Raw genomic sequence first — 22,282 nt, forward strand, 5'->3', positions numbered from 1 at the left:
CGTCAGGAGCGGGTCAGGCTGGAGTAAAATACGGCGTTTTTCGCCCCCTTCTTCGAATTCCACCCTATGAAATTCAACCGACTGAGCGATTTGATTTCTGCCAAGCAATTGCAAGGCAAACGCGTCTTCATCCGTGCCGATCTGAACGTCCCGCAGGATGACGCCGGCAACATCACCGAAGATACCCGCATCCGCGCTTCGGTCCCGGCCATTCGCGATGCCCAGCAGGCAGGCGCTGCAGTGATGGTGACCTCCCACCTGGGCCGTCCGACCGAAGGCGAGTTCAAGCCCGAAGATTCGCTGGCCCCGGTGGCCAAGCGCCTCTCCGAGCTGCTGGGAAGTGAAGTCAAGCTGGTCGCCGACTGGGTCGATGGCGTGGACGTGCAGCCCGGCCAGGTCGTGCTGCTGGAAAATTGCCGTCTGAACAAGGGCGAAAAGAAGAACAGCGACGAGCTGGCGCAAAAGATCGCCAAGCTCTGCGATATCTACGTCAATGACGCCTTCGGTACCGCCCACCGCGCCGAAGCCACCACCTACGGCGTGGCCAAGTTTGCCCCCGTGGCCTGTGCCGGCCCGCTGCTGGCCGCCGAGCTGGATGCGCTGGGCAAGGCATTGAACCAGCCGGCCCGTCCGCTGGTGGCCATCGTGGCCGGTTCCAAGGTCTCGACCAAGCTGACCATCCTGAAGACCCTGGCCGAGAAGGTCGACAACCTCATCGTCGGTGGCGGCATCGCCAATACCTTCATGCTGGCGGCCGGCCTGAAGATCGGCAAGTCCCTGGCCGAGCCGGACCTGGTGGAGGACGCCAAGGCCATCATCGAACTGATGGCCAAGCGCGGCGCTTCGGTGCCCATTCCCACGGACGTGGTGGTGGGCAAGGAATTCTCCCCGACCGCTGCAGCCACCGTGAAGGCGGCTGCTGATGTGGCCGACGACGACATGATCTTCGACATCGGTCCCCAGACCGCTGCCGTCCTGGCTGAACAGCTGGGCCGCGCCGGCACCATCGTCTGGAACGGCCCGGTGGGCGTGTTCGAGTTCGACCAGTTCGGCCGTGGCACCGAAACCCTGGCCAAGGCCATCGCGGCATCGTCCGGCTTCTCGATCGCCGGTGGCGGCGATACCCTGGCCGCCATTGCCAAGTACAACATTGCCGACAAGGTCGGCTACATCTCCACCGGTGGTGGCGCTTTCCTGGAATTCCTGGAAGGCAAGACCCTGCCGGCTGTCGAGATCCTGCTGCAACGCGCGCAGTAAGCTTCACCGGCGCTGCGCCCTGTTGCCGGGCGCAGCGCACGGTTGTCCCATCCGAATTCTGAGTCTGTAGCACCACCAATGATGAACGCGTCCGAGACGCGCGTTCGGGGCGGAAGCTCTCCGCCTGATCGGCCCTGCATCGGGCCGGGCAGCGGGCTTCTATCACCAAGTCGCAACCAGAAGGTATTCATGTCCAGAGCAACAAAAATCGTCGCCACCATCGGTCCCGCTTCCAGCGACCGTGACACTTTGACCCGCATGATCCGCGCCGGCGTTGACGTCGTGCGTCTCAATTTCTCGCACGGCAAGCCGCAGGACCACATCGACCGCGCCACCCTGGTGCGCGAAGTGGCCGACGAATGCGGCAAGAAGGTCGCCATCATGGCCGACCTGCAAGGTCCCAAGATCCGCGTGGGCAAGTTCGAGAATGGCAAGATCATGCTGGCCAACGGCGACAAGTTCATCCTCGATTCCGATTGCCAGATGGGCAACCAGGAACGGGTGGGCCTGGACTACAAGGCATTGCCGCGTGACCTGAAGGGCAACGACGTGCTGCTGTTGAACGATGGCCTGATCGTGCTGAAGGTCGAACGCGTGATGGGCAACGAGATCCACACCGTGGTCAAGATCGGTGGCGAGCTGTCCAACAACAAGGGCATCAATCGCCAGGGCGGCGGCCTGTCTGCACCGGCGCTGACCGCCAAGGACATGGACGACATCAAGACCGCCATGAGCTTCCAGGCCGATTACGTGGCCGTGTCCTTCCCCAAGAACGCCACCGACATGGAAATGGCGCGCCAGTTGTCCAACGTTGCCGGTGAGCCCTTCGGCCACAAGCCGATGATGATCGCCAAGATCGAGCGCGCCGAAGCCATCCCCCTGCTGCAGGAAATCCTGGATGCCTCCGATGGCATCATGGTGGCCCGTGGCGACCTGGCCGTGGAAGTGGGCAATGCCGCCGTGCCGGGTTTGCAGAAGCGCATGATCAAGATGGCGCGCGCCTCCAACAAGCTGACCATCACCGCGACCCAGATGATGGAGTCCATGATCGTCAACGCCGTGCCGACCCGCGCCGAAGTCTCGGACGTGGCCAACGCCGTGCTGGATGGCACCGATGCCGTGATGACCTCGGCCGAGACCGCCTCCGGCAAGTATCCGGTGGAAACCGTGGAAGCCATGTCGGCCATCTGCCTGGAAGCGGAGCGCTCCGAGAACGTGCAGCTGGACGCCGATTTCCTGAACCTGCGCTTTACCCGCGTGGACCAGTCCATCGCCTATGGCGCGCTCTTTACCGCGCACCACCTGCGCGTGAAGGCCATCGCCGCGCTCACCGAATCCGGTTCGACGGCACTGTGGATGAGCCGTCACAACATCGATATCCCGATCTTTGCGATCACCCCCAATGTCGCCACGCGCCGCAAGGCTTCGCTGTTCCGCAACGTGCATACGCTGGAACTGGCCCAGGCGCCCGACACCGAAGCCATGTTGAAGGGCGCCCAGGATCTGCTGCTGGCGCAAGGCGTGGTGCAGAAGGGTGACCTGATCGTCGTGACCTGGGGCGAGCCCATCGGCCAGGTCGGCGGCACCAATGCGCTGAAGATCCTGCGCGTTGGCGAGTACTGATTTTTCATCGTTCTGGAGTTTTCATCATGCCTCTCGTATCCATGCGTCAACTGCTGGACCATGCCGCCGAAAACGGTTACGGCCTGCCGGCGTTCAACGTCAACAACCTGGAGCAGGTCACTGCCATCATGGAAGCCGCCAATGAAGTCGGCGCGCCCGTGATCATGCAAGCCTCCGCCGGTGCCCGCAAGTACGCGGGTGAAGCCTTCCTGCGCCACCTGATCTCGGCGGCCGTGGAAGCCTATCCGCACATCCCCGTGGTGATGCACCAGGATCACGGCCAGTCGCCGGCGGTCTGCATGGCGGCCATCAAGTCCGGTTTCTCTTCCGTGATGATGGATGGCTCGCTGGAAGCCGACGGCAAGACCGTGGCCAGCTACGAGTACAACGTCGAAGTCTCGCGCAAGGTGGTCGAGTTCTCGCACGCCATCGGCGTGACGGTCGAAGCTGAACTGGGCGTGCTGGGTTCGCTGGAAACCATGAAGGGCGACAAGGAAGACGGCCACGGCGCTGACGGCACCATGACCCGTGAACAGCTGCTCACCGACGTGAACCAGGCGGCCGACTTCGTCAAGGCCACCCAGTGCGACGCGCTGGCCATTGCCATCGGTACTTCGCACGGTGCCTACAAGTTCTCGCGCAAGCCCACCGGCGACATCCTGGCCATCGATCGTATCAAGGAAATCCACGCCCGCATCCCCAACACCCACCTGGTGATGCACGGTTCTTCGTCGGTGCCGCAGGAACTGCTGGCCGAGATCCGCGAATTCGGCGGTGACATGAAGGAAACCTACGGCGTGCCGGTCGAAGAAATCCAGGAAGGCATCAAGCACGGCGTGCGCAAGATCAACATCGACACCGACATCCGTCTGGCCATGACCGGCGCGATCCGCCGCTACCTGTTCGAGAACCCGTCCAAGTTCGACCCGCGCGACTACCTGAAGCCTGCCCGCGAAGCCGCCAAGCTGGTCTGCAAGGCACGTTTCCTGTCCTTCGGCTGCGAAGGCCAGGCGGGCAAGATCAAGCCGGTCTCGCTGGAAAAGATCGCCGAGAAGTACAAGAGCGGCGAACTGGCGCAGATCGTCCAGTAAGCACGCAAGCCGCTGAACGGCCTACGCCGGACGCAAGGCCCCACCGACCGGAATCGCCCTGAAAATGGCGGTTCCGGTTTTTGACTTTACGAGAAGACCACCATGAGCAGTCTCTACAAATCCTCGATCACTTCCCTGCCGCTGCTGGGCACAGGCAAGGTCCGCGAAAACTACGCCGTCGGCGACGACAAGCTGTTGATCGTGACCACTGATCGCCTCTCGGCGTTCGATGTCATCATGAACGAACCGATTCCCGGCAAGGGCAAGGTTCTGAACCAGATGAGCGATTTCTGGTTCGAGAAGCTGGGCCACATCGTGCCCAATCACCTCACCGGCGTCGATCCCGAGTCCGTGGTGAGCCCGGCCGAAGTGGAGCAGGTGCGCGGACGCGCCGTGGTGGCCAAGCGCTTGAAACCCATCCTGGTGGAAGCCGTCGTGCGCGGCTACATCATCGGTTCCGGCTGGAAGGATTACCAGGCCACCGGCGCGATCTGCGGCATCCAGCTGCCAGCCGGCTTGCAGCAGGCTTCCAAGCTGGAACAGCCGATCTTCACCCCGGCCGCCAAGGCCGACCTGGGCGAACACGACGAAAACATCAGCTTCGAAGAAACCGAAAAGCGCATCGGCACCGAACTGGCGCACAAGATCCGCGACGTCGCCATCCAGCTCTACAAGGAAGCCGCTGACTACGCGGCTACGCGCGGCATCATCATCGCCGACACCAAGTTCGAATTCGGCCTGGATGACAACGGCGTGCTGCACCTGATGGATGAAGTGCTGACTGCAGACTCCTCGCGCTTCTGGCCGGCGGACAGCTACCAGGTCGGCATCTCGCCGCCGTCCTTCGACAAGCAGTTCGTGCGCGACTACCTGGAAACCGTCGAGGGCTGGCAGAAGACCCCGCCTGCACCGGCGCTTCCGGCCGAGGTGATCGAAAAGACCGGCGCCAAGTACCGCGAGGCGCTGGAACGCCTGACCGGCGAGAAGCTCAAGGACTGACGAGGACCGGACATGAACGATACTGTCAAACCGTTGATCGGCGTAGTCATGGGTTCGTCCTCCGACTGGGAGGTGATGCAGAATGCGGTCGCCATCCTCAAGGACTTTGGCGTGCCCTTCGAAGCCCAGGTGATCTCCGCGCACCGCATGCCGGACCAGATGTTCGCCTACGCCGAGAGCGCCCGCACGCGCGGCCTGCGCGCCATCATCGCCGGTGCCGGCGGTGCCGCGCACCTGCCGGGCATGATCGCTGCCAAGACCATCGTCCCGGTGCTGGGTGTGCCGGTGCCTTCGAAGTACCTGCGTGGCGAGGATTCGCTGCTCTCCATCGTGCAGATGCCCAAGGGCATTCCGGTGGCCACCTACGCCATCGGTGAAGCCGGTGCCGCCAATGCGGCGCTGTCGGCCATCGCCATGCTGGCCACCACTGACGCGGCCCTGGCTGAAAAGCTGGAAGCCTTCCGCAAGACCCAGACGCAAGTCGCCCTCGACATGAAGTTGCCTGTATGACCCAGCAGTCCGCCTCCACCCTTCGTCCCGCCGTTCCCTCGACCACTCCGGCCACCTGGCTGGGCGTGATGGGCGGCGGCCAGCTCGGCCGCATGTTCGCCCACGCGGCGCAGAGCATGGGCTTCAAGGTCGCCGTGCTGGAAGCCGATGCCGACTGCCCGGCCGGGCAGGTGGCGGACCGCCTCATCAACGCCGCCTACGACGATGGTGCGGCGCTGGCCGAACTGGGGGCGCTGTGTGCGGCCATCACGACCGAGTTCGAGAACGTCTCGGCCAAGAGCCTGGCCACGCTGGCGGCACAGACCTTCGTGGCACCGGCGGCTTCCGGCGTCTCGATTGCGCAGGACCGCACTGCCGAGAAAGCCTTCTTCACCGAATGCGGATCGCAGTCCGGCGTGCTGCCGGCCCCGCACCTGGTGATCAACAGCGAGGCTGATATCGATGGCCTCGATGCCAACCTGCTGCCGGGCATCCTCAAGACGGCCCGCATGGGTTACGACGGCAAGGGCCAGGTACGCGTGCGCACCATCGACGAAGTGCGCGCCGCGTTCGCTTCCATGAAGGGCGTGACCTGCGTGCTGGAAAAGATGCTGCCGCTGGCCTATGAAGTCTCGGTGCTGGTGGCGCGTGGCCATGACGGCCAGGCCGTGGTCTATCCGATTGCCGAGAACGTGCATCGTGACGGCATTCTCTTTACCACCACCGTGCCCGGTCCCAACATCAAGGCCGATGCTGCTGCGCGTGCGCAGCAGGCGGCCTTGCAGATCATCGGCGCGATGCAGTACGTCGGTGTGCTCTGCATCGAATTCTTCGTGCTGGACGATGGCGCGCTGGTGGTCAACGAGATGGCGCCGCGCCCGCACAACAGCGGCCATTACACCATCGATGCCTGCGTCACCAGCCAGTTCGAACAGCAAGCCCGCGCCATGGCGCGCCTGCCGCTGGGCGATACGCGCCAGCATTCGCCTTCGGTGATGTTGAACATTCTCGGCGATGTCTGGTACGAGGATGACACGGACGCCCAGCGCGAACCGGCCTGGGATCAGGTGCTGGCACTGCCCGGTGCGCACCTGCACCTGTACGGCAAGGCGGAAGCACGCCGTGGCCGCAAGATGGGTCATGTCACCTTCACCGGCGCCACGCTGGCCGATGCACAGCGACAGCTGGCGGCCGCCTGCGCCATCCTCGGCATCACGCTGTAAGCGAGGCGGGTGATGAACGACAAGCGCGCTTCTTCCACCGTGACCATCGATGCCGCGGCCATCATGCATGCCGCGCGCAAGCTGGAGCAGGGCGGTCTGGTGGCCTTCCCGACCGAGACCGTCTACGGCCTCGGGGGTGACGCCGAGAATCCGGCTGCCATTGCTGCCATCTATGCGGCCAAGGGACGGCCTGCCAATCATCCGGTGATCGTGCACGTTTCACCGGAAGCCGATATCGGTTACTGGGCCGCGTCGGTACCGGTGGAAGCGCGGCGCCTGATTGCCTCGTTCTGGCCTGGTCCGCTCACGCTGATCTTGAAGCGCGCTGCGCACATTCCCGATGCCGTGGCCGGTGGCCAGGATTCGGTGGGCGTGCGCTGTCCTTCGCATCCGGTGGCGCAAGCGCTGCTGCGCGAATTCCGTGGCGGCAAGGGCGGCATCGCCGGCCCCTCGGCCAACAAGTTCGGACACGTCAGCCCGACCACCGCCGAGCACGTGCGCGAGGAATTCGGCAGCGATGCTGACAGCCTGGTGGATTACGTACTCGACGGCGGACAGAGCGAAGTGGGCATCGAATCCACCATCGTCGATCTGTCCCGCATCGAGACCCATGGTCCCGTGCTGCTGCGCCCCGGCCAGATCAGCGCGGATCGTATCGCTGCCGTGCTCGGTGTGCCCCTGGCCACGCCCGACGCCACTGCACCGCGCGCATCAGGCACGCTCGATGCGCACTATGCACCGCAGGCACCGGTGGTGCAGGTGGCGCCTGCGGAGCTGCCGGCGCTGCTGGGCAAGCTGGTCGGCATCGGTCAGAAGGTCGCGCTGATCCAGCGTGAATTCCGGGGCGAGGATGTGCCCGGCGTGAGTGTGATCCGCCCCATGCCGCCCACTGCCGATGCGTATGCCCACGATCTCTATGCCGCCCTGCGCGATATGGACCATACGGGCGCTGACCTCATCGTGGTGGAATCCCTGCCCCTCAGTGCAGAATGGCAGGGCGTCAACGACCGCCTGCGCCGCGCTGCCTTCGATTCGCAAGGTTTGCTGGCGCGCCTGCTCCCAAGCTGAGCAGTGGTTCTGCGGCGGCGAACCTGAACGCTGCGGCTCGCTGCCATTCCTGAAATCCTCCGCTCGGCCGCGCCGGTACTGACCTTTGGGTCAGTACGCGGTTGCCAAAAGCCGACAAGCACGTTCGTGCTCTTCACATGTTCTATACAAATTGTGACAAAGCTGGCATAGTATCTCCAAGGAATAGCACGCGCGTTCTTTTTGTTTCGTCAGTGTAAAAACCACGTACTTACCAGTTACGCAGGATTACGTTGAATAATGAAAAACGGTAACCAGCCGTGAGATCAATCCCGTCCGACGCCTGAGGCCGGGAATAATAAATCCGGGCACTGCCCGCAACTCTTGGAGACAGCAATGCAAAAACAATTTTCCCTTCTGCCGAAGATCGCCGCCCTGTCCGTGATGGCAGCTTGCGCTGCACCGGCCATGGCGCAAACGGCGGGCAGCACCGTCGTCAACCTGGGCTGGTTCCACTTTGCACCGCAGGATTCCAGCGAGATTCTGCGCAAGAATGATGGTCCGGGCGCAGGCCCGATTCCAGGCTCCGGTTCCACCGTGAAGAACACCGACACCCTGGGTATCGCTTTCACCCATTACCTCACCGACAATTTCTCGCTGACCGCTGACGTGGGCATCCCACCGACCTTCAAGCTCGACGGCACCGGCACCCTGGCTGGCGTGGGCCAGGTCGGCAAGGCCAAGCAGTGGAGCCCGGCCATCGTGGCGAAGTACCACTTCGGTGACGCCAACACGGCGTTCCGTCCCTTCGTCGGCGCCGGCGTGACCTACGTCTGGTACGACAATGTCGAACTGACCGACAACTTCCAGCGTACCATTTCCGGCAAGTACACCAACGGTGCCATCAGCAGCGCCAAGTCCAGCGCCAGCCTGAGCTCCTCCTGGGCACCGGTGCTGACCGTAGGTGCCAACTACAACTTCGACAAGAACTGGTCCGTAGGCCTGTCCGTTTCATACGTTCCGTTGAAGACCGATGCCACCATCACCACCGAGCTGCCGGCCTTGGCAGGTGGTACCACCCACTCGAGCACCAGCCTGACGATCAACCCGATCGTGACCTTCCTGTCGGTCGGCTACCGCTTCTAAAAACGGAAAGCTGCTGCAAAAAAATGGCGCCCGGATGTTCCGGGCGCCATTTTCTTTTTGGGCGACTGCCTCAAGGCACAGCAGACGCGGCGTTCAGAAAGCCTCAGTCTTCGTGAACCGGCCGTTGTGGAAGACCAGCGCGGCCTGCGGGTCGACTTCGCAATGTTCCACCTCGCCCACGAAGATGACGTGGTCACCTTCCGGATACTGGCTGCGGTTGTGGCATTCGAACCAGGCTGAGGCGCCTTCCAGCACCGGTTGTCCGGTGCGCGAGAGGCGGTAGGCCACACCCTCGAAGCGGTTCTCCATCTTGCTGGCGAACTGCTGCGCCAGATGGGCTTGCTCGGCGCTGAGGATGTTGATGACGTAATGCGAGTTGCCCGAGAAGACCGGCAGGCTGTTGGCGCGCGTGGCCAGGCTCCACAGTACCAGGGGCGGGTCCAGCGACACCGAATTGAAGGAGCTGGCGGTCAGTCCCAGGAGGGTGCCATCGGCCAGGCGCGTGGTGATGACGGTGACCCCTGTGGCGAACTGCGACAGGGCCTGGCGGAAGTGCGCCGCGTCGAACTGACGCGCTTCGGCGCGGGGAAAGCGTGTGTGCATCGGGAGTCTGCTTGGAGGTCGAAGCGCTGCGGCGTGCGCCTTGCGGCCAGCCGGTCAATGCGCGGAGATGCACATGATAACGGATCGCGCGCAGTCTTGCCTTGCGGGCTGGGCGTGGATGACTTGAGAATGCTTCACATCGGCCTCACTTGAAGTGCTGAATTGGAGTAAAGTTTTACAACAAGCAACTTAACGGGAGAACATCATGGCCACGGAAATCGCAGTACTCGGCGGCGGCTGCTTCTGGTGCCTAGAAACCTAGTTATGTGGTTATGTCTTTAAAATCATCAACTTAAGTTTTGACAAAAGACATTCTGGCAAATTTTTGCCAAATATTGACCTTCCCGGCCCCACTCCTAAGCGGCCAAGATCTCTTTCTCTGGCGGCACTAGCCGCACCCTTCCACTCCACACACCGACTCAGCTAGGCAGGCATCAGAGCTTGCTTGCTGGCCTCTTGATTAAAACAAAACGATACCGTATAGTCTCGTCATAACGAGACTATGGAGTCTCCTTTTGCTTGATTAGGAGGTAATGGCAATGGTCAAAGTGAAGACCGCTGCACGCCGTGAGGCTATCTTGGCCGCCGCCAAGCAAGTCTTTCAGGAAGTGGGGTTTGACAGAGCTTCAATGGACGAAGTCGCCGCTCGATTCGGTGGTGCCAAGGCGACTGTCTATCGCTATTTCGGCAGCAAGGAAGCTCTATTCAAAGAGCTAATTAGCCAAACCGCCAATGAAATGGGCGGCGGTATGGATTTGCTTTTCAAGAGCATGGGCATAGAGGCCCAGGAAGGCCAACTTCCCGACCATGCCATGCAAATTCTCTCGTTGCTTGATCCCACCCGCGACATTGAATCCACTTTGCGAATGCTGGGCTACGAGGCATTGAAAAAAGCTCATACACCAGAACGGTTTGCAGGGACGCGAATGATAGTCGCGGCATCCTCAGATCCAGAGATAGGCCGAATCTTCTACGAGCAGGGGATTGGTCGAGCAATGAAATTCCTTGAGCACTACTTCGCACGGGTCATAGAAGCTGGGAAAGTTCGCCCAGCAGACCCATGCATTGTTGCTCGCGATTTCCATGCATTGCTTGATTCCGAGGTTTATTACCTCGGCTTATTCAATGTCAAAACCACTCTTGACGACACCTACATTACCGAAGTTGTGGATCGAGCGGTGGACATTTTTCTCAGAGCCTACAAAGTCCCTTCCCCTCAATCGCCGCAATAAGCCGTGGCTCCTTTCCACCAACTAGAAAGAAGGTAATTATGAAAATGTCAGAAATTCCTAAGGCTGCCGCTGCAGCATTGGGCATGAGTATTATTTGTTCGTCCGCATTCGCACAAGACAACTCTAGCGAATCGCAATGGTCGCTGGGACTAGGGGCAATTACAAAACAAAAGGTCTATCGCAGCATTGATCGTGATAATTTCGTTTTGCCTCTTTTGAGCTATGAAAATAAGTGGGTCAGTGTCGGTGTTCCCAAGGCCGACTTAAAGCTGTATGAACCGAATGAGTCATTGTCTTTCCGCCTCCGTGCTCGTTATGACGGTGACGGCTACGATCCAGAGGATTCGCCTTTTCTATCCGGAATGGAAAAACGCAAGAGCAGTGTTTGGGTTGGCGGTGCTTTCATTTGGAAAAATGATTATGCCAATGTTACTGCTGAATTACTTCACGACGGATTAGGCAACAGCAAAGGCACACGGGCTGGTCTTCAAATTGACCACCGTTTTGGTTTTGGCAAGTTCGGACTGACACCCCGCATGGGTGTTGAATGGTATGACCGCAAGTTCGTTGATTATTACTATGGTGTTCGAGCTTCGGAAGCGACTGCCGTTCGTAGTGCCTACCAAGGCGGCTCCACAACAGCACTGGATGTAGGGTTACGGTTGGATTACAGCCCAGCTCGCCAGCACACCCTATTTTTAGATGTCGGAGCCAAAACATTCGGCAGTGCTATCAAAGACAGCCCGATTGTGGAGAAATCGAACCAAACCACGGTGGGTATTGGCTATCTGTATCGGTTCTGATTTAAACCGCACTCAGCACAAAAGCGAAAGGCCAGTCTTACGACTAGCCTTTTTCTTTTCGTTAGAGTCGGCACCAAACCCCAACAGCAATTGCTCTCAGAGCATGTCATGTATGTGGGGAGTATCTACGCTAGATCCTTCTGGCGGCTTGATCAGCACCCACGGCCGCACCCCAAGGGCTTTTGCTATGGCCTCAATGTTGGACAGCGACACATTCCACCGTGATCGCTCCACCGCAGAGACATAGGTCCGATCAAGGCCGCACTCCAAGGCAAGGGCCTCTTGTGACCAGCCCTTCTGCACTCTCAGCAATCGCACATTGAAGGCCAGCACCCCACGGAGGTCGTCAGGGGCTGGGAGTTCTGTTGGTGGTTTGGGCTTGGCAGACATGACACCAAGCTACCCATCTGATACATTTGCATCTACGGAGTTTGCTACACACATGAGCAGGCCACCGTTTAGCAGACCTCTCAATCAGAATGGAGCAAAAATGGCAATCCAATGTCCAAAGTGCGGCAGCGATCAAGTTCAATCAGTCAAGGCAATCCTTCAATCAGGCACAACCTACAGCACCGGTTCCGTGAGCGGGGTGGGTCTTGGGACTGACGGTGCAGGAGTCTTCACAGGAAGTAGCAGCAGCACCAGCCAGACAACATTGGCCGCACGATTCAGCCCACCCAAGAAGCCCAAGAAATTAGAAATTATTGCGGGTGCAGTAATGTCACTCGCCACAAGTGCTTGGCTGTTCAGCAAAAGCCCGCTTATGGCAATTTCCATTGGAATTATTCTGTGGTGGGCATGGGAGATCCGTGCCTACAAGAAACGGGACAAGAAATATAAAGATGAATATCCAGTTTGGAAAAACATGCACGACCACGGATTTTATTGCCACCGTTGTGCGAATGCTTTTCCAGTGAAATGAGATAGGAACCCCGCTCAACAAAAAAGCCAGTCAAATGACTGGCTTTTTATTTACTACTGCACTCTTGACAATTGCTAGATTTTCAATATAAGTGCAATAACCGTTTCTCGCGCGGAAAATTCAATCGTAATTGAAAATCAAAGATTGTCAAGAAAGAATAAAGATTAAATTGCCGCAACGAGAACTGTTAGGGCAATTTTTTTATGCGTCGATTAAGTTCCCCGGTCGAAAAATTGCTAACGCGAATGGCTTGTATGAAGGCAGGTTAAAAATATTCAGGGGCAATGCTCCTGATAACTGTAAATCCCCCCAAGCAGGTAGCGAACACAACTAATGCGAACTTCATTATTGTGGAAGTAGGCTAGAACTTAAAAGGCGAAGTTGGAAAGCCACAGGGAAGACAAGGCAAGACCCCCCAACTGTTCTATTAACAGAACGAACTTGCTAAACGGAGGTGGTTAATAATTCTCCGTCCGGTGCTATGTGGTAGCTATCACACGGTTTCAGCAACGGCAAAGTCCGGACCCGATATTTTCGGGTTTGGGTAAGACTTTGCCGGAACCGTGTGATAGCACGGTGAAGGCAAAGTACAATTAAACCATCATCCGTACAGAATTTAGTAAGAGTACAAAAGAAAAAGTAATTAATACCATTCAAGCAAAGAAGAACCCGACAGGGGTTCTATGAAATAGAACAAAATTGGAAGCGGCAAAAATTTTTTCGCAGCACAAACACAAAGGCCAGTCATTAACTGGCCTTTTTACATTTTGGAAGGATCCTGGCGAGCAGGTCCATTTTCACTTTCGTGATCTCGCTGTTTGAATTTTTTCATACCTGTATGAAAGCATAAGCTCAGTCATTCTATCGGTGAACTCATTCAGCACCTGGAATTTTTCTTCTTCGCTCAGGTCTGGTTTACTTTGGTGAATTTGCTCAAACTCATGACAAAGATCAGCACATTCTCTCTGATATTTTTCCTCTAGAAATAAGCTCATTTTGACCACCCAAGGAAATCAGCCCAAGCCTGGTCTACTTCACTGACTGCCGCATTCACTTCCGCAACAGTGGAGGTTGGTAACTGCTTTTCGTCCACGGACTTGACAAAGCCACTGACCACCTTACGAATGATCCAAGCCAAGCTTTGCTCATTGTTAGCGGCAATCTCTTTCAATCTGTTGAGGTCACGGGCCTCAAAAAACACATTGGTTCTCTCCATTTTTTTCTCCTTGAATATATTCAAGAGTTAACAAACGGAGGGCCGAAATCAAGTCAGTCTTGCTATCGACTTGAACACCTGTATTCACGGTCTTTCTGGCTCCGTATAGTGAATACATAGCCACTGCTGGCAGCAGAACACTTGTATTCAACCTCCAGTGAATACCTATCTCCGCTATCGAATTTCACCCAGGCCGTGGACATTTCATTTTCATTTCGTAAGATAAAAACATAAGAAGCAAGGCCAATTTCTCCAAACGAAACTTACGGCTATTTCATAGTCTCGTTTCTGGAGAAATCCCTTGATAGGGCTCCGCCCTATGACCCATAAGAACAATACGGAGACAACAAAAATGGCAACAGCAAAACAACATCCAGGAAGGACAAACGACGATCACCTATATAAACGAGATACAAGATTTGAGGTCAGACTTTCAGCAATTGAATATGAGGCTTTTGCCGCTCAATGGCACAAGTCAGGCAAGCACAACTCAATGGCCCGCTATGCTCGTGCCTGCATGTTTGGCGACGAGGACAAGATAGAAATTCACCTGAACCAGAAAAAGCAGGCAGCCCTTGATCGCCTCAAGGTGCAAGGTGCCCTTGGCAAGATTGGCTCCAATTTCAATCAGATTGCCAAGCAGTTGAACTCAAAATATGACTTCATAACTGCCAAGACCTTGATTTATGAAATGGAAAAAATCAGGCTTGAGCTTGAAAAGATTTCCGATATGAACAACGGGGAATGACATGCTGCATATCCGAATGAAGCATGGGAAAGGAGATCCGCAGAAAGCCGCCGACTATCTTTTGAGTGATAAGGATCACACTGGCAAGCCTCGCTCTGTCATACCTGAAATTCTGGACGGTGATCCCAACAATGTCGCCAAGATTGCCAGCATGACCACCAGAGCCCACAAGTATGCAAGTGGGGCATTGGCCTTTCGCGACGAGGAAAAGCCCACCGTGGCCCAGCAGCAGGCCGTTATGAGGGACTTTGAAGCCGCCTTCCTTCCCGGCCTTGAGAAAGACAAGAACTACTCTATTGCATGGGTTGCCCATTGGGACAAGGGCAATCTCGAACTGAACTACTTTCTTGCTACAACCGAGCTAACCACCGGCAAGCAGTTGAACCCTTTTCCACCTGGCACCCTTCAACATGAGTTCAATGATGCATGGGTTCAGAACACCAATCAAAAACTTGGCTATGACCAAGTCGTCACTGATCCGCTGAAAATCTCCTGTTCAAAATTTGAGAGGAAAATTCTCCCACTCAAAGAAGCTACCGCCGATATCTGCGAACAGGCCAAGTCTCACAAAGAAACCAGAAATAATTTGGAAGAACTTTTCAAGTCTGCCATTGAGCATGACGAGATTAAAAGCCGTCAGGATATTATTGATTTACTCCAGGAACACGGCGACATAACCAGAGTCGGCAATGATTACATTTCATTCAAGCCAGAGGGCGAAGCAAAAGCCATTCGCTTGAAAGGCCCTGTTTTTGAGGAAGGGGCAGACTATAAGGAATTAAAAGAAAAATCCAAAGACTACCAACAGCCCAAGCAAGAGCGAAAGAATTTGACTCAAGATCAGTTCCAGAAGAACGAGGAAAAAATTAGTCGCTTGAAGCAGTCTCGCCTTGAATATTTCAAGAAGCAGTATCAGCAGAAGGAAAAGAAGGTTCGCATTTTCGGTCCAAAGTCCATGAGGGTAAACAAGTCTGCTTCTTCCAAATCAACACAACAGCCTAGACAGCAAAAAAACCAAGAGCAAATACCTGACCCAATGGAGGCAATGAACGAAATGATGAACGAAGTCAGACAGGAAAACGAACAGGCATTGAGAAAGCAGGAAACATTTGAAAAGCTGGACAACAAGAAACAGGAAGTCGCCAAGCCTACTGATTCAATCGTGGCGAAATCTAATGACAGCAAACAGATTCAGCACAATCGCAAACCCGCTATCGCCGCATTTAGCCAGCTTTCCTACAGCTCAAGAGCAGTATTTATTTCTGTCCAAATTCACCAGATATTGTTTTTCAAATTAACTTTGGAATTGCAGATTGGCAACCTGAACCAATTCAAGCTGTCCGATTTAATTCAAATTCAATCACTCAAGCAGAAGATTGCAGTGCTAGAGCAGCAAATTGCCGTCTTAAAGGCAGAGCAGGAACAAGCAGCAGAAACCGAGCTAATCAACCAATATGCCAACCGCTACAGGAACGGCAACACAGGCGGCAGGCTAAAAATCTAATTCCCTGCCGGTGGCTCCTACTTCATTTCCGTGAATGTTCCATTCACAGAAATAAAGCAGGCAATAAAAAAAGCACCTTCCTTTGCAGAGAGGTGCCGCAGGCAAAAAGGACCGCTTCGTCGGGTCCTTCTGGGGAATCAAGAAGGCCGCTTATTTCCTGGTCGGCAGCTTGATAGGGCTATATCGTTTAGTGGTTTGCTTGTTGCTATGACCAATAGACCGCATGATTTGTTCTTGACTGGTTAGGCCAGAAGGAGGCAACTCACTGATATGGTTCTTTTCCAAGGTTCGGACATTCTCAATGCCGAGCAATTCACTAATGAGAATGGAGAAATTAGCCCCGTCCATCCCTGTAATCTGTCCAATATTGAAAACCAGATTGCTGATTGCCTCTCGTCTGAAAAAGTGAAACCTGAATTTTTCCAAGCCAAGGCGGTCAATCAGCTTATCAAATGAGCCAGAGAAGCCGAGCAGGGTATAGGTGAACAATCTAGGGTCATTTTCCCTCTTTGGGACAGTCTCCAAGATTTGGCGGGCTTCTTTGGTAATAACTACCTTGCGAGGTTTCCCTGACTTTGTTTGATAAAGTTGGATATAGTTTTCGTCCCAGTTAATTTGTTCCCATGTGAGCGGCACAACTTCACTGCGGCGAAAGCCGCAATAATATGCAAGCAAAGAGATTTGCTTCAATTCTGGATTAGAGTATTCATCCAGAGCTTTAAACAAAATTTCCTTTTCTTCTTTACCTAGACGATAGACATTTTTCGGATCACGATTTTTCAGTAATTCTTTATCGTAGTCATCAACAGGATTGCGAATTCCTTTGAACTTAGCTTCTTGGTGTCGCAGGTTTTCAAACAGTTTTTTGATAAACGAAAGCTCACGAGAAACGGAAATCTTGGAGACATTGCGGCCAAGGGTGTTCTTGCGATTGCCAGTCATGGCAGGGGTGGTGAGCCGTGCCTTGATATAGTCGTTAATTTCAATATAAGTAACTTGTTCAGGCTTGAAATCGCCCAATCGTTTCTTTGTGCCACTGGAGATAGCCTTTTGGGCCATTTGAGCGAGCAAGCCCCCAGCTTGCAATAGCGGCTCTGCAATCTCGTTGTGACGGTCGGGAATAGCGGTATTTTCAATTGTCTTGAAAAAAGATAATTTGCTAACCCGATTCCGCCTTTTGAGATCGTCGCCTTCTGGAGCTTCTGGAATGTGCTGGGCAATGTATTGCTTGATATAGAAAGAAAGCGGCGGGCTTGTCAGCAAGTCAGCTATCTTTTTGACCTTTTCGTCCCTATCAAGCTCAATCTTGTTAAGTGTCTGCCTGCCGATATTTGATTGATAGGTGGCAAGCAAGTCCTTTGCTTGTTCTAAGGTATCGCATAGCTGATCAACCTTGATCGGATCGCCGTTTATTTTCTTATTGACACGAACTCGGAATTTGACCTGCTTTTCCTTGGTCTTCGTCTTGTTTTTCCAATAAACTTGTGTTATGCCACGAGGCAGGGCAGACATCGGCGGGCTCCTTGTGCTGGCCAAGGCCACAACTATGAGGGTGGTCTTTGGCAAATTTCTGCCAATTTTACCCCGGATTTCTGGTATTTTGTCAAATTTTAGGAAGCGGCCAAAATGGAAAAATACAAGGAAAATCAACAAGGTGGGAAACTTGAAACAGCTACTTTAGGCGGCGGGTGTTTCTGGTGCCTGGAAGCGGTGTACCAGCAGGTCAAGGGCGTGCAGTCGGTGGAGTCCGGCTATACCGGCGGCAGTGTGGCCAATCCCAGCTATGAGCAGGTGTGCGGCGGCCAGACCGGGCATGCGGAGGTGGTCAAGCTGGCTTTCGACCCGCAGCAGATCAGCTACCGCGAGATCCTGGAAATTTTCTTCACCATCCATGATCCGACCACCCTGAACCGCCAGGGCAATGACGTCGGCACGCAATATCGTTCAGTCATCTACTACCAGGACGCCACCCAGCACGATACGGCCAAGCACATCATCGCCGAGATGGCGCTGGTGTGGGATGCCCCCATCGTGACCGAACTGTCGCCGCCGCAGACTTACTACCGCGCCGAGGACTACCACCAGAACTACTTCGTGCAGCATCCTTTCCAGGGCTACTGCGCCTTCGTGGTGGCGCCCAAGGTGGCCAAGCTGCGGGAGGTGTTTGCAGAGAAGAGCAAGCCGGAATAAATCTTCGCTGCGCGTGGCGACGCAGAACGTACAACGGGCCTGCCTCTGGTAAGAGGACAGGCCCGTTGTTTTATGGGGCTGGCGAACGCTTATTGTTGTGCGTAGATGTACTTGCGCGACCACGGCAGCTGCTGTGCGCTGCGGCCGGATTTGGTGCAGATGACCTGGTACAGCGAGATCCAATCCCGTTCGAATCCATAGGCGCTGCCGGCCAGGTAGACGCGCCAGATGCGGTAGCGCTTCTCGTCGGTCACCCGGTGAATGGCCTCGGCATTGGCTTCGAAATTGTCGGCCCAGATGCCGCAGGTGCGGGCATAGTGGCGCCGCAGGTTCTCCACGTCGAAGGCTTCCAGGCCGCCTTCCTGCATGGTCCGCAGCACCGTGCTGATGTGCGGCAGTTCGCCGGCGGGGAATACGTATTTGTCGATGAATTCACCGGCACCATAAGGCGACTCGCCGTTCTCGATATCGGTGCTGGTGATGCCGTGGTTCATGGCCATGCCGCCATCGGCCAGCAGCTTCCTGATCTGGGCGAAATACGTCGGCAAATTCTTGATGCCCACATGCTCGAACATGCCCACCGAGGTGATGCGGTCAAAGGTGCCGGTGACGTCACGGTAGTCCTGCAGGCGGATCTCGATACGGTCGCTGAGCCCGGCCGCTTCCACCCGCTCGCGCGCCAGGGCGTACTGGTTCCTGGAAAGCGTCACGCCCACGCAGCGCGCACCGAATTTCTGCGCCGCCCGCAAGACCAGCGCGCCCCAGCCACAACCGATGTCGAGCAGGGTCTGGCCGGGCTTCAACTGGATCTTCTGCAGGATGTGGTCGATCTTCTTGAGCTGGGCCGCGCCGAGATCCTCGTCGCCGTTCTCGAAGTAGGCGCAGGAATACACCATGTTCTCGTCCAGGAACAGCTTGTAGAAGTCATTGGAAACGTCGTAGTGATACTGGATGGCTTCGGCGTCGCGCTTTTTGGTGTGCGTCACGCTGCGCACCATGCGGCCCAGCCGGCCTTCGGCCTTGAGGGTGTTGGAGGCCAGGCCGTTGGCGACCTGGATGATGCTCTTGACCTTGCCCTCGACCTCGATCTTGCCTTCGACGTAGGCCTCGCCCAGGTTGGCCAGCGAGGGCGTGAGCAGTGAAGTGATGGCCGAAGCGTGCGGAACCTTGAGCGTGACTTCAGGCGTACCGCTGCCGAAGTCGTAATGCTGTCCGTTCCACAGCTCCAGCCGCAGTGGCAGGGCCGACACATTGCGAATGTTTTCTACCCAGGCGTCTAGCTTCTTTTCCCAAAACACGATGTCCTCCGCGTCAGTGATGAATGCTGTCCGGCCAGCCCTGGCATGGGGATGTCGTCAGGGCTGCAGGCGCTGCCGTTGCCACTGGCCGTCATCGGAGCGCGTGTAGAGCACGCGGTCGTGCAGGCGGGAGGGTCGGCCTTGCCAGAATTCGATGCGATCGGGAATCACGCGGTAGCCGCCCCAGTGTTCCGGGCGGGTCGGATGGTCCCCGAATTGCTGCTTGGTTGCTTCGTATTGCTGTTCCAGTGTCTCGCGGCTGGCGACGGTCCGGCTCTGCTGCGAGGCGATCGCGCCGAGCTGGCTGGCCAGGGGGCGACTGTAGAAGTACGCGTCGCTCTCTTCCTTGGTCACGCGCTCGATCTTTCCTTCGATGCGGACCTGGCGTTCAAGTTCTACCCAGTGGAACAGCAGTGCCACGTAGGGATTCTCCGCTACGTCAGCGCCCTTGCGGCTGTCGTAATTGGTAAACCAGGTAAAGCCCAGCTGATCGAACTGCTTGATCAGCACGATGCGCGATGAAGGCCGCCCATCGGACCCGACCGTGGCCACGCTCATGGCGTTGGGCTCGGGGATCTGGGCCTTGGTCGCTTCCTCGAACCAGACGGCAAACTGGTCAATCGGGTCGGCGGCCGTGTCAACTTCGGACAGGCTGGCGCGGCTGTAGTCTTTACGTAGGTCAGCTAACGACATGCTTCTTGCTCCTTGGGGAGTGGCGCTAGATTAGCGCGTTTCAAAATGTTTTGCAGAGCAGCAAAACGGCGAATGCGAGCCATTGTGCGGCTTGGCGGGCGGTTGCTCCATGATCGCAAGCAAGGCGGGCCAATAAAAAAGCCGATGCATTATCGCATCGGCTTTCGTGGTTTGCCGGGGCCGGACCAGGTTGCGCCGGCCCCAGGCAAGGTCAGTCAGGATCAGTTGGTCTTGATCGCTTCGACCTGGATGGCCAGCTTGGTGTCCATCGAGAAACCATACTTGGCACCGTAGTCGATACCGAAGTCGGCGCGGTTGAAGGAGGCCGATGCATCGCCGCCGCAGACTTCACGCTTGAGCATCGGGTGCTGGATGCAGGTGAACTTGTTCAGGGTCAGGGTGACCGGCTTGGTCACGCCGTGCAGGGTCAGTTCGCCTTCGACGGTGGCCGGCTTGTCGCCGTTGAACTTGATGTTGCCCTTGTATTGGGCGGTCGGGTACTTGGCCACGTCGAACATCTCGGCGCTCTTGGCGTGATCGTTCATCTTGGCCATGCCGAAGTCGATGGAGGCGGTATCGATGGTGATGTCGACGGTGCCGGTCTTGGCAGCGCGATCCAGGGTTACGGTGCCGCTGGTCTTGTCGAACTTGCCGCGCCAGATGGACACGCCCATATGGTCAGCTTCGAAGCTGGGGTAGGTGTGGCTGGGGTCGATGCTGTAAGTGTCGGCAGCGTTGGCAGAGACGGCGGCGCCAGCGGCGACGAGTGCGAAGAAGAGGTGATTCAGTTTCATCTGTGTTGATTCCTTGAGTGAGAAAAACCGCTGGGGAGCCCGCCCCTTGCAGGGCGGTGCGTCATGGCGCGGAACGACTTTTATTGATGTTGTTGAGGCTGCTGATGCTGTTGCTACGAATTACTGGGCCACGATGTGGAACTTGATCGTCACTTCATCGGCCACCATGCCGGTATCCTTCCATTCGCCTTCACCGATGTTGTAGGTCAGGCGCTTGATGGGCAGGGCACCGTCGAAGACCTGGGCGGCGCCATCCTTCTTGACGGTGAGCGGGAAGCTGACATCGGTGCTCTTGCCCTTGATGGTCAGCTTGCCGGCCACGTCATACTTGCCGGCCCCCGCAGCCTTGATGCTGCTGGCCACGAAGCTGGCCTTGGGGAATTGCGCGGCGTTGAACCACTCCTTCTTCAGCACTTCCTTGTTGTACTCGGCTTCGCCCAGGTCGAAGCTGGTGACATCGATCTCGACCGACGCCTTGCCTTGTTCCGGCTTGGCGGCGTCGAAGTCGATGGCGGCGTTGAACTTCTTGAACTTGGCATCGACCGGGACGTTCAGTTGCTTGAAGGTGGCGGTCACGCCGCTCTTGGCGGCATCCACCTTCAGCGGGGCCGCGTGTGCGGAGAGGGTGACGGCAGCAGCGGCCAGGGTCAGCAGGGTGGGCTTGAGGAAGCGGGTGGAGGAAGTGGCGGTCATGTCGGGTTCCGTAAAAAAACGAGCAATATGAATGATCTTGCGTAGCGTGCGGCTTGCAGGGGATCAGGGCAGCATGCGCTTGAAGATGTTGTCACGATCGATGAACTGGTGCTTGAGCGCGGCCAGCACGTGCAGGGCAAAGGCCGCCAGCAGGGTCATGTTGAGCCAGTAGTGGGTGGCCTTGAGCAGTGGCTTCCACTCAGGATTGGGGGCAATGAGCACCGGCAGCGGTACCACGCCCAGGTAGACCACCGGCACGCCGGCGGCCAGGCTGTAGAAATAGCCGGAGACGGGAATGGCGAACATCAGCACATACAGGCCCAGGTGCAGCCCGTGCGCCGCCGACTGTTGCCAGAGCGGCATGTTGGCCGGGTAGGCCGGGGCCTTGTGCGTGAGGCGCCACAGCAGGCGCACGCAGACCAGCGCCAGTACGGTCACGCCCAGCCACTTGTGCCAAGAAAAATACTTCAGCTTGGTCGGCGTCAGGCCGGGAATGTCGACCATGGTCAGCCCCAGGCCGAAGGCGGAGATGATCAGCAGGGCAATCAGCCAGTGCAGCAGCACGGCGGGTTTGGTATAGCGTTCCATAGGATGTGGCGAGCGTAGGTGGCGTTTGGAGCGGCTGGCTCTGCAATGGTTCTGCAGGGCGGGCAGGCCGGGCTGGCGTCGCGAAATCCGCGAAGATTCCGGGCGGCAAGCGATGATGCCACTCTTTTTGACCCTGCTGAGTAT

Annotated in this window: 23 protein-coding genes; 14 read left to right on the plus strand and 9 right to left on the minus strand. The window is 56.8% G+C overall.

The annotated features are described in order from the left end of the window. Window positions 1-66 precede the first annotated feature (66 nt). The 8 genes from ACLRDN_RS03470 (at window position 67) to ACLRDN_RS03505 (ending at window position 8,854) form a co-directional block, all read left to right on the plus strand. Window positions 67-1,257 carry a phosphoglycerate kinase gene (locus tag ACLRDN_RS03470; protein ID WP_134221377.1) on the plus strand — a complete coding sequence of 397 codons (1,191 nt, stop codon included), beginning with the start codon at window positions 67-69 and terminating at the stop codon, window positions 1,255-1,257. Between the two features lie 189 nt (window positions 1,258-1,446). Next, window positions 1,447-2,880, plus strand: a complete 1,434-nt coding sequence (gene pyk / locus ACLRDN_RS03475) for a pyruvate kinase (protein ID WP_034331813.1) — start codon at window positions 1,447-1,449, stop codon at window positions 2,878-2,880. Window positions 2,881-2,906: 26 nt separating this feature from the next. After that, the gene (gene fba / locus ACLRDN_RS03480; protein WP_006461735.1) at window positions 2,907-3,971 is read left to right on the plus strand and encodes a class II fructose-bisphosphate aldolase; all 1,065 of its coding nucleotides are present in this window, start codon (window positions 2,907-2,909) and stop codon (window positions 3,969-3,971) included. A 102-nt stretch (window positions 3,972-4,073) separates the two neighbouring features. Then, a complete protein-coding gene (locus ACLRDN_RS03485) occupies window positions 4,074-4,970 on the plus strand; it encodes a phosphoribosylaminoimidazolesuccinocarboxamide synthase (RefSeq protein WP_413458983.1) in 897 nt (298 codons plus the stop codon). A gap of 12 nt (window positions 4,971-4,982) precedes the next feature. Further along, entirely contained in the window at window positions 4,983-5,480 is a 498-nt protein-coding gene (gene purE, locus ACLRDN_RS03490; RefSeq protein WP_034331809.1) for a 5-(carboxyamino)imidazole ribonucleotide mutase, read from the plus strand. Continuing rightward, the gene (locus tag ACLRDN_RS03495; protein WP_413458984.1) at window positions 5,477-6,682 is read left to right on the plus strand and encodes a 5-(carboxyamino)imidazole ribonucleotide synthase; all 1,206 of its coding nucleotides are present in this window, start codon (window positions 5,477-5,479) and stop codon (window positions 6,680-6,682) included. The genes purE and ACLRDN_RS03495 overlap by 4 nt, the downstream gene beginning before the upstream one ends. Window positions 6,683-6,694: 12 nt before the next feature. Beyond that, window positions 6,695-7,750 carry an L-threonylcarbamoyladenylate synthase gene (locus tag ACLRDN_RS03500; RefSeq protein WP_413458985.1) on the plus strand — a complete coding sequence of 352 codons (1,056 nt, stop codon included), beginning with the start codon at window positions 6,695-6,697 and terminating at the stop codon, window positions 7,748-7,750. Between the two features lie 354 nt (window positions 7,751-8,104). Further along, window positions 8,105-8,854 carry an OmpW/AlkL family protein gene (locus ACLRDN_RS03505; RefSeq protein ID WP_413458986.1) on the plus strand — a complete coding sequence of 250 codons (750 nt, stop codon included), beginning with the start codon at window positions 8,105-8,107 and terminating at the stop codon, window positions 8,852-8,854. A 93-nt stretch (window positions 8,855-8,947) separates the two neighbouring features. Here ACLRDN_RS03505 and ACLRDN_RS03510 read toward each other — a convergent pair whose 3' ends face one another. After that, window positions 8,948-9,457: a flavin reductase family protein gene (locus tag ACLRDN_RS03510; RefSeq protein ID WP_413458987.1), complete on the minus strand. Its 510-nt coding sequence runs from the start codon at window positions 9,455-9,457 to the stop codon at window positions 8,948-8,950. 533 nt (window positions 9,458-9,990) lie between these two features. Here ACLRDN_RS03510 and ACLRDN_RS03515 point away from each other — a divergent pair. Then, the gene (locus ACLRDN_RS03515) at window positions 9,991-10,689 is read left to right on the plus strand and encodes a TetR/AcrR family transcriptional regulator (RefSeq protein ID WP_413458988.1); all 699 of its coding nucleotides are present in this window, start codon (window positions 9,991-9,993) and stop codon (window positions 10,687-10,689) included. Window positions 10,690-10,727: 38 nt separating this feature from the next. Further along, the gene (locus ACLRDN_RS03520) at window positions 10,728-11,492 is read left to right on the plus strand and encodes a MipA/OmpV family protein (protein ID WP_413458989.1); all 765 of its coding nucleotides are present in this window, start codon (window positions 10,728-10,730) and stop codon (window positions 11,490-11,492) included. Window positions 11,493-11,588: 96 nt separating this feature from the next. Here ACLRDN_RS03520 and ACLRDN_RS03525 read toward each other — a convergent pair whose 3' ends face one another. After that, window positions 11,589-11,882 carry a helix-turn-helix domain-containing protein gene (locus ACLRDN_RS03525; protein ID WP_413458990.1) on the minus strand — a complete coding sequence of 98 codons (294 nt, stop codon included), beginning with the start codon at window positions 11,880-11,882 and terminating at the stop codon, window positions 11,589-11,591. Between the two features lie 100 nt (window positions 11,883-11,982). Here ACLRDN_RS03525 and ACLRDN_RS03530 point away from each other — a divergent pair, with 100 nt between their 5' ends. Beyond that, entirely contained in the window at window positions 11,983-12,414 is a 432-nt protein-coding gene (locus tag ACLRDN_RS03530) for a hypothetical protein (protein WP_413458991.1), read from the plus strand. 991 nt (window positions 12,415-13,405) lie between these two features. Here ACLRDN_RS03530 and ACLRDN_RS03535 read toward each other — a convergent pair. Continuing rightward, entirely contained in the window at window positions 13,406-13,630 is a 225-nt protein-coding gene (locus ACLRDN_RS03535; RefSeq protein ID WP_413458992.1) for a hypothetical protein, read from the minus strand. A gap of 319 nt (window positions 13,631-13,949) precedes the next feature. Between ACLRDN_RS03535 and ACLRDN_RS03540 the strand changes: the two genes are divergently transcribed. Next, the gene (locus ACLRDN_RS03540) at window positions 13,950-14,378 is read left to right on the plus strand and encodes a plasmid mobilization protein (protein ID WP_413458993.1); all 429 of its coding nucleotides are present in this window, start codon (window positions 13,950-13,952) and stop codon (window positions 14,376-14,378) included. A 1-nt stretch (window position 14,379) separates the two neighbouring features. Next, window positions 14,380-15,882 carry a hypothetical protein gene (locus ACLRDN_RS03545; RefSeq protein WP_413458994.1) on the plus strand — a complete coding sequence of 501 codons (1,503 nt, stop codon included), beginning with the start codon at window positions 14,380-14,382 and terminating at the stop codon, window positions 15,880-15,882. Window positions 15,883-16,032: 150 nt separating this feature from the next. On the opposite strand, the gene ACLRDN_RS03550 is transcribed toward ACLRDN_RS03545, so the two are convergent. Further along, entirely contained in the window at window positions 16,033-17,394 is a 1,362-nt protein-coding gene (locus ACLRDN_RS03550; protein WP_413458995.1) for a site-specific integrase, read from the minus strand. Window positions 17,395-17,508: 114 nt separating this feature from the next. Here ACLRDN_RS03550 and msrA point away from each other — a divergent pair, with 114 nt between their 5' ends. Further along, window positions 17,509-18,072, plus strand: coding sequence for a peptide-methionine (S)-S-oxide reductase MsrA (msrA, locus tag ACLRDN_RS03555; RefSeq protein ID WP_413458996.1), 564 nt, complete (start codon window positions 17,509-17,511; stop codon window positions 18,070-18,072). A gap of 89 nt (window positions 18,073-18,161) precedes the next feature. Here the strand turns inward: msrA and ACLRDN_RS03560 are convergent, their stop codons facing one another. From ACLRDN_RS03560 to ACLRDN_RS03580, 5 genes are all read right to left on the minus strand, one after another. Next, complete coding sequence (locus tag ACLRDN_RS03560) at window positions 18,162-19,370, minus strand: class I SAM-dependent methyltransferase (protein WP_413458997.1); 1,209 nt, start codon at window positions 19,368-19,370, stop codon at window positions 18,162-18,164. Window positions 19,371-19,427: 57 nt separating this feature from the next. Beyond that, window positions 19,428-20,063, minus strand: a complete 636-nt coding sequence (pdxH, locus tag ACLRDN_RS03565) for a pyridoxamine 5'-phosphate oxidase (protein WP_413458998.1) — start codon at window positions 20,061-20,063, stop codon at window positions 19,428-19,430. Between the two features lie 221 nt (window positions 20,064-20,284). Then, window positions 20,285-20,857, minus strand: coding sequence for a YceI family protein (locus tag ACLRDN_RS03570; RefSeq protein WP_413458999.1), 573 nt, complete (start codon window positions 20,855-20,857; stop codon window positions 20,285-20,287). A 120-nt stretch (window positions 20,858-20,977) separates the two neighbouring features. Continuing rightward, on the minus strand, window positions 20,978-21,550 hold the full coding sequence (locus ACLRDN_RS03575) for a YceI family protein (protein ID WP_413459000.1): 573 nt from the start codon (window positions 21,548-21,550) through the stop codon (window positions 20,978-20,980). A gap of 63 nt (window positions 21,551-21,613) precedes the next feature. Next, window positions 21,614-22,138: a cytochrome b gene (locus ACLRDN_RS03580; RefSeq protein ID WP_209579873.1), complete on the minus strand. Its 525-nt coding sequence runs from the start codon at window positions 22,136-22,138 to the stop codon at window positions 21,614-21,616. Window positions 22,139-22,282 lie beyond the last annotated feature (144 nt).

Origin of the sequence: Herbaspirillum huttiense (assembly GCF_047300815.1) — a bacterium.
Taxonomy (GTDB): Bacteria; Pseudomonadota; Gammaproteobacteria; order Burkholderiales; family Burkholderiaceae_D; genus Herbaspirillum; species Herbaspirillum huttiense_A.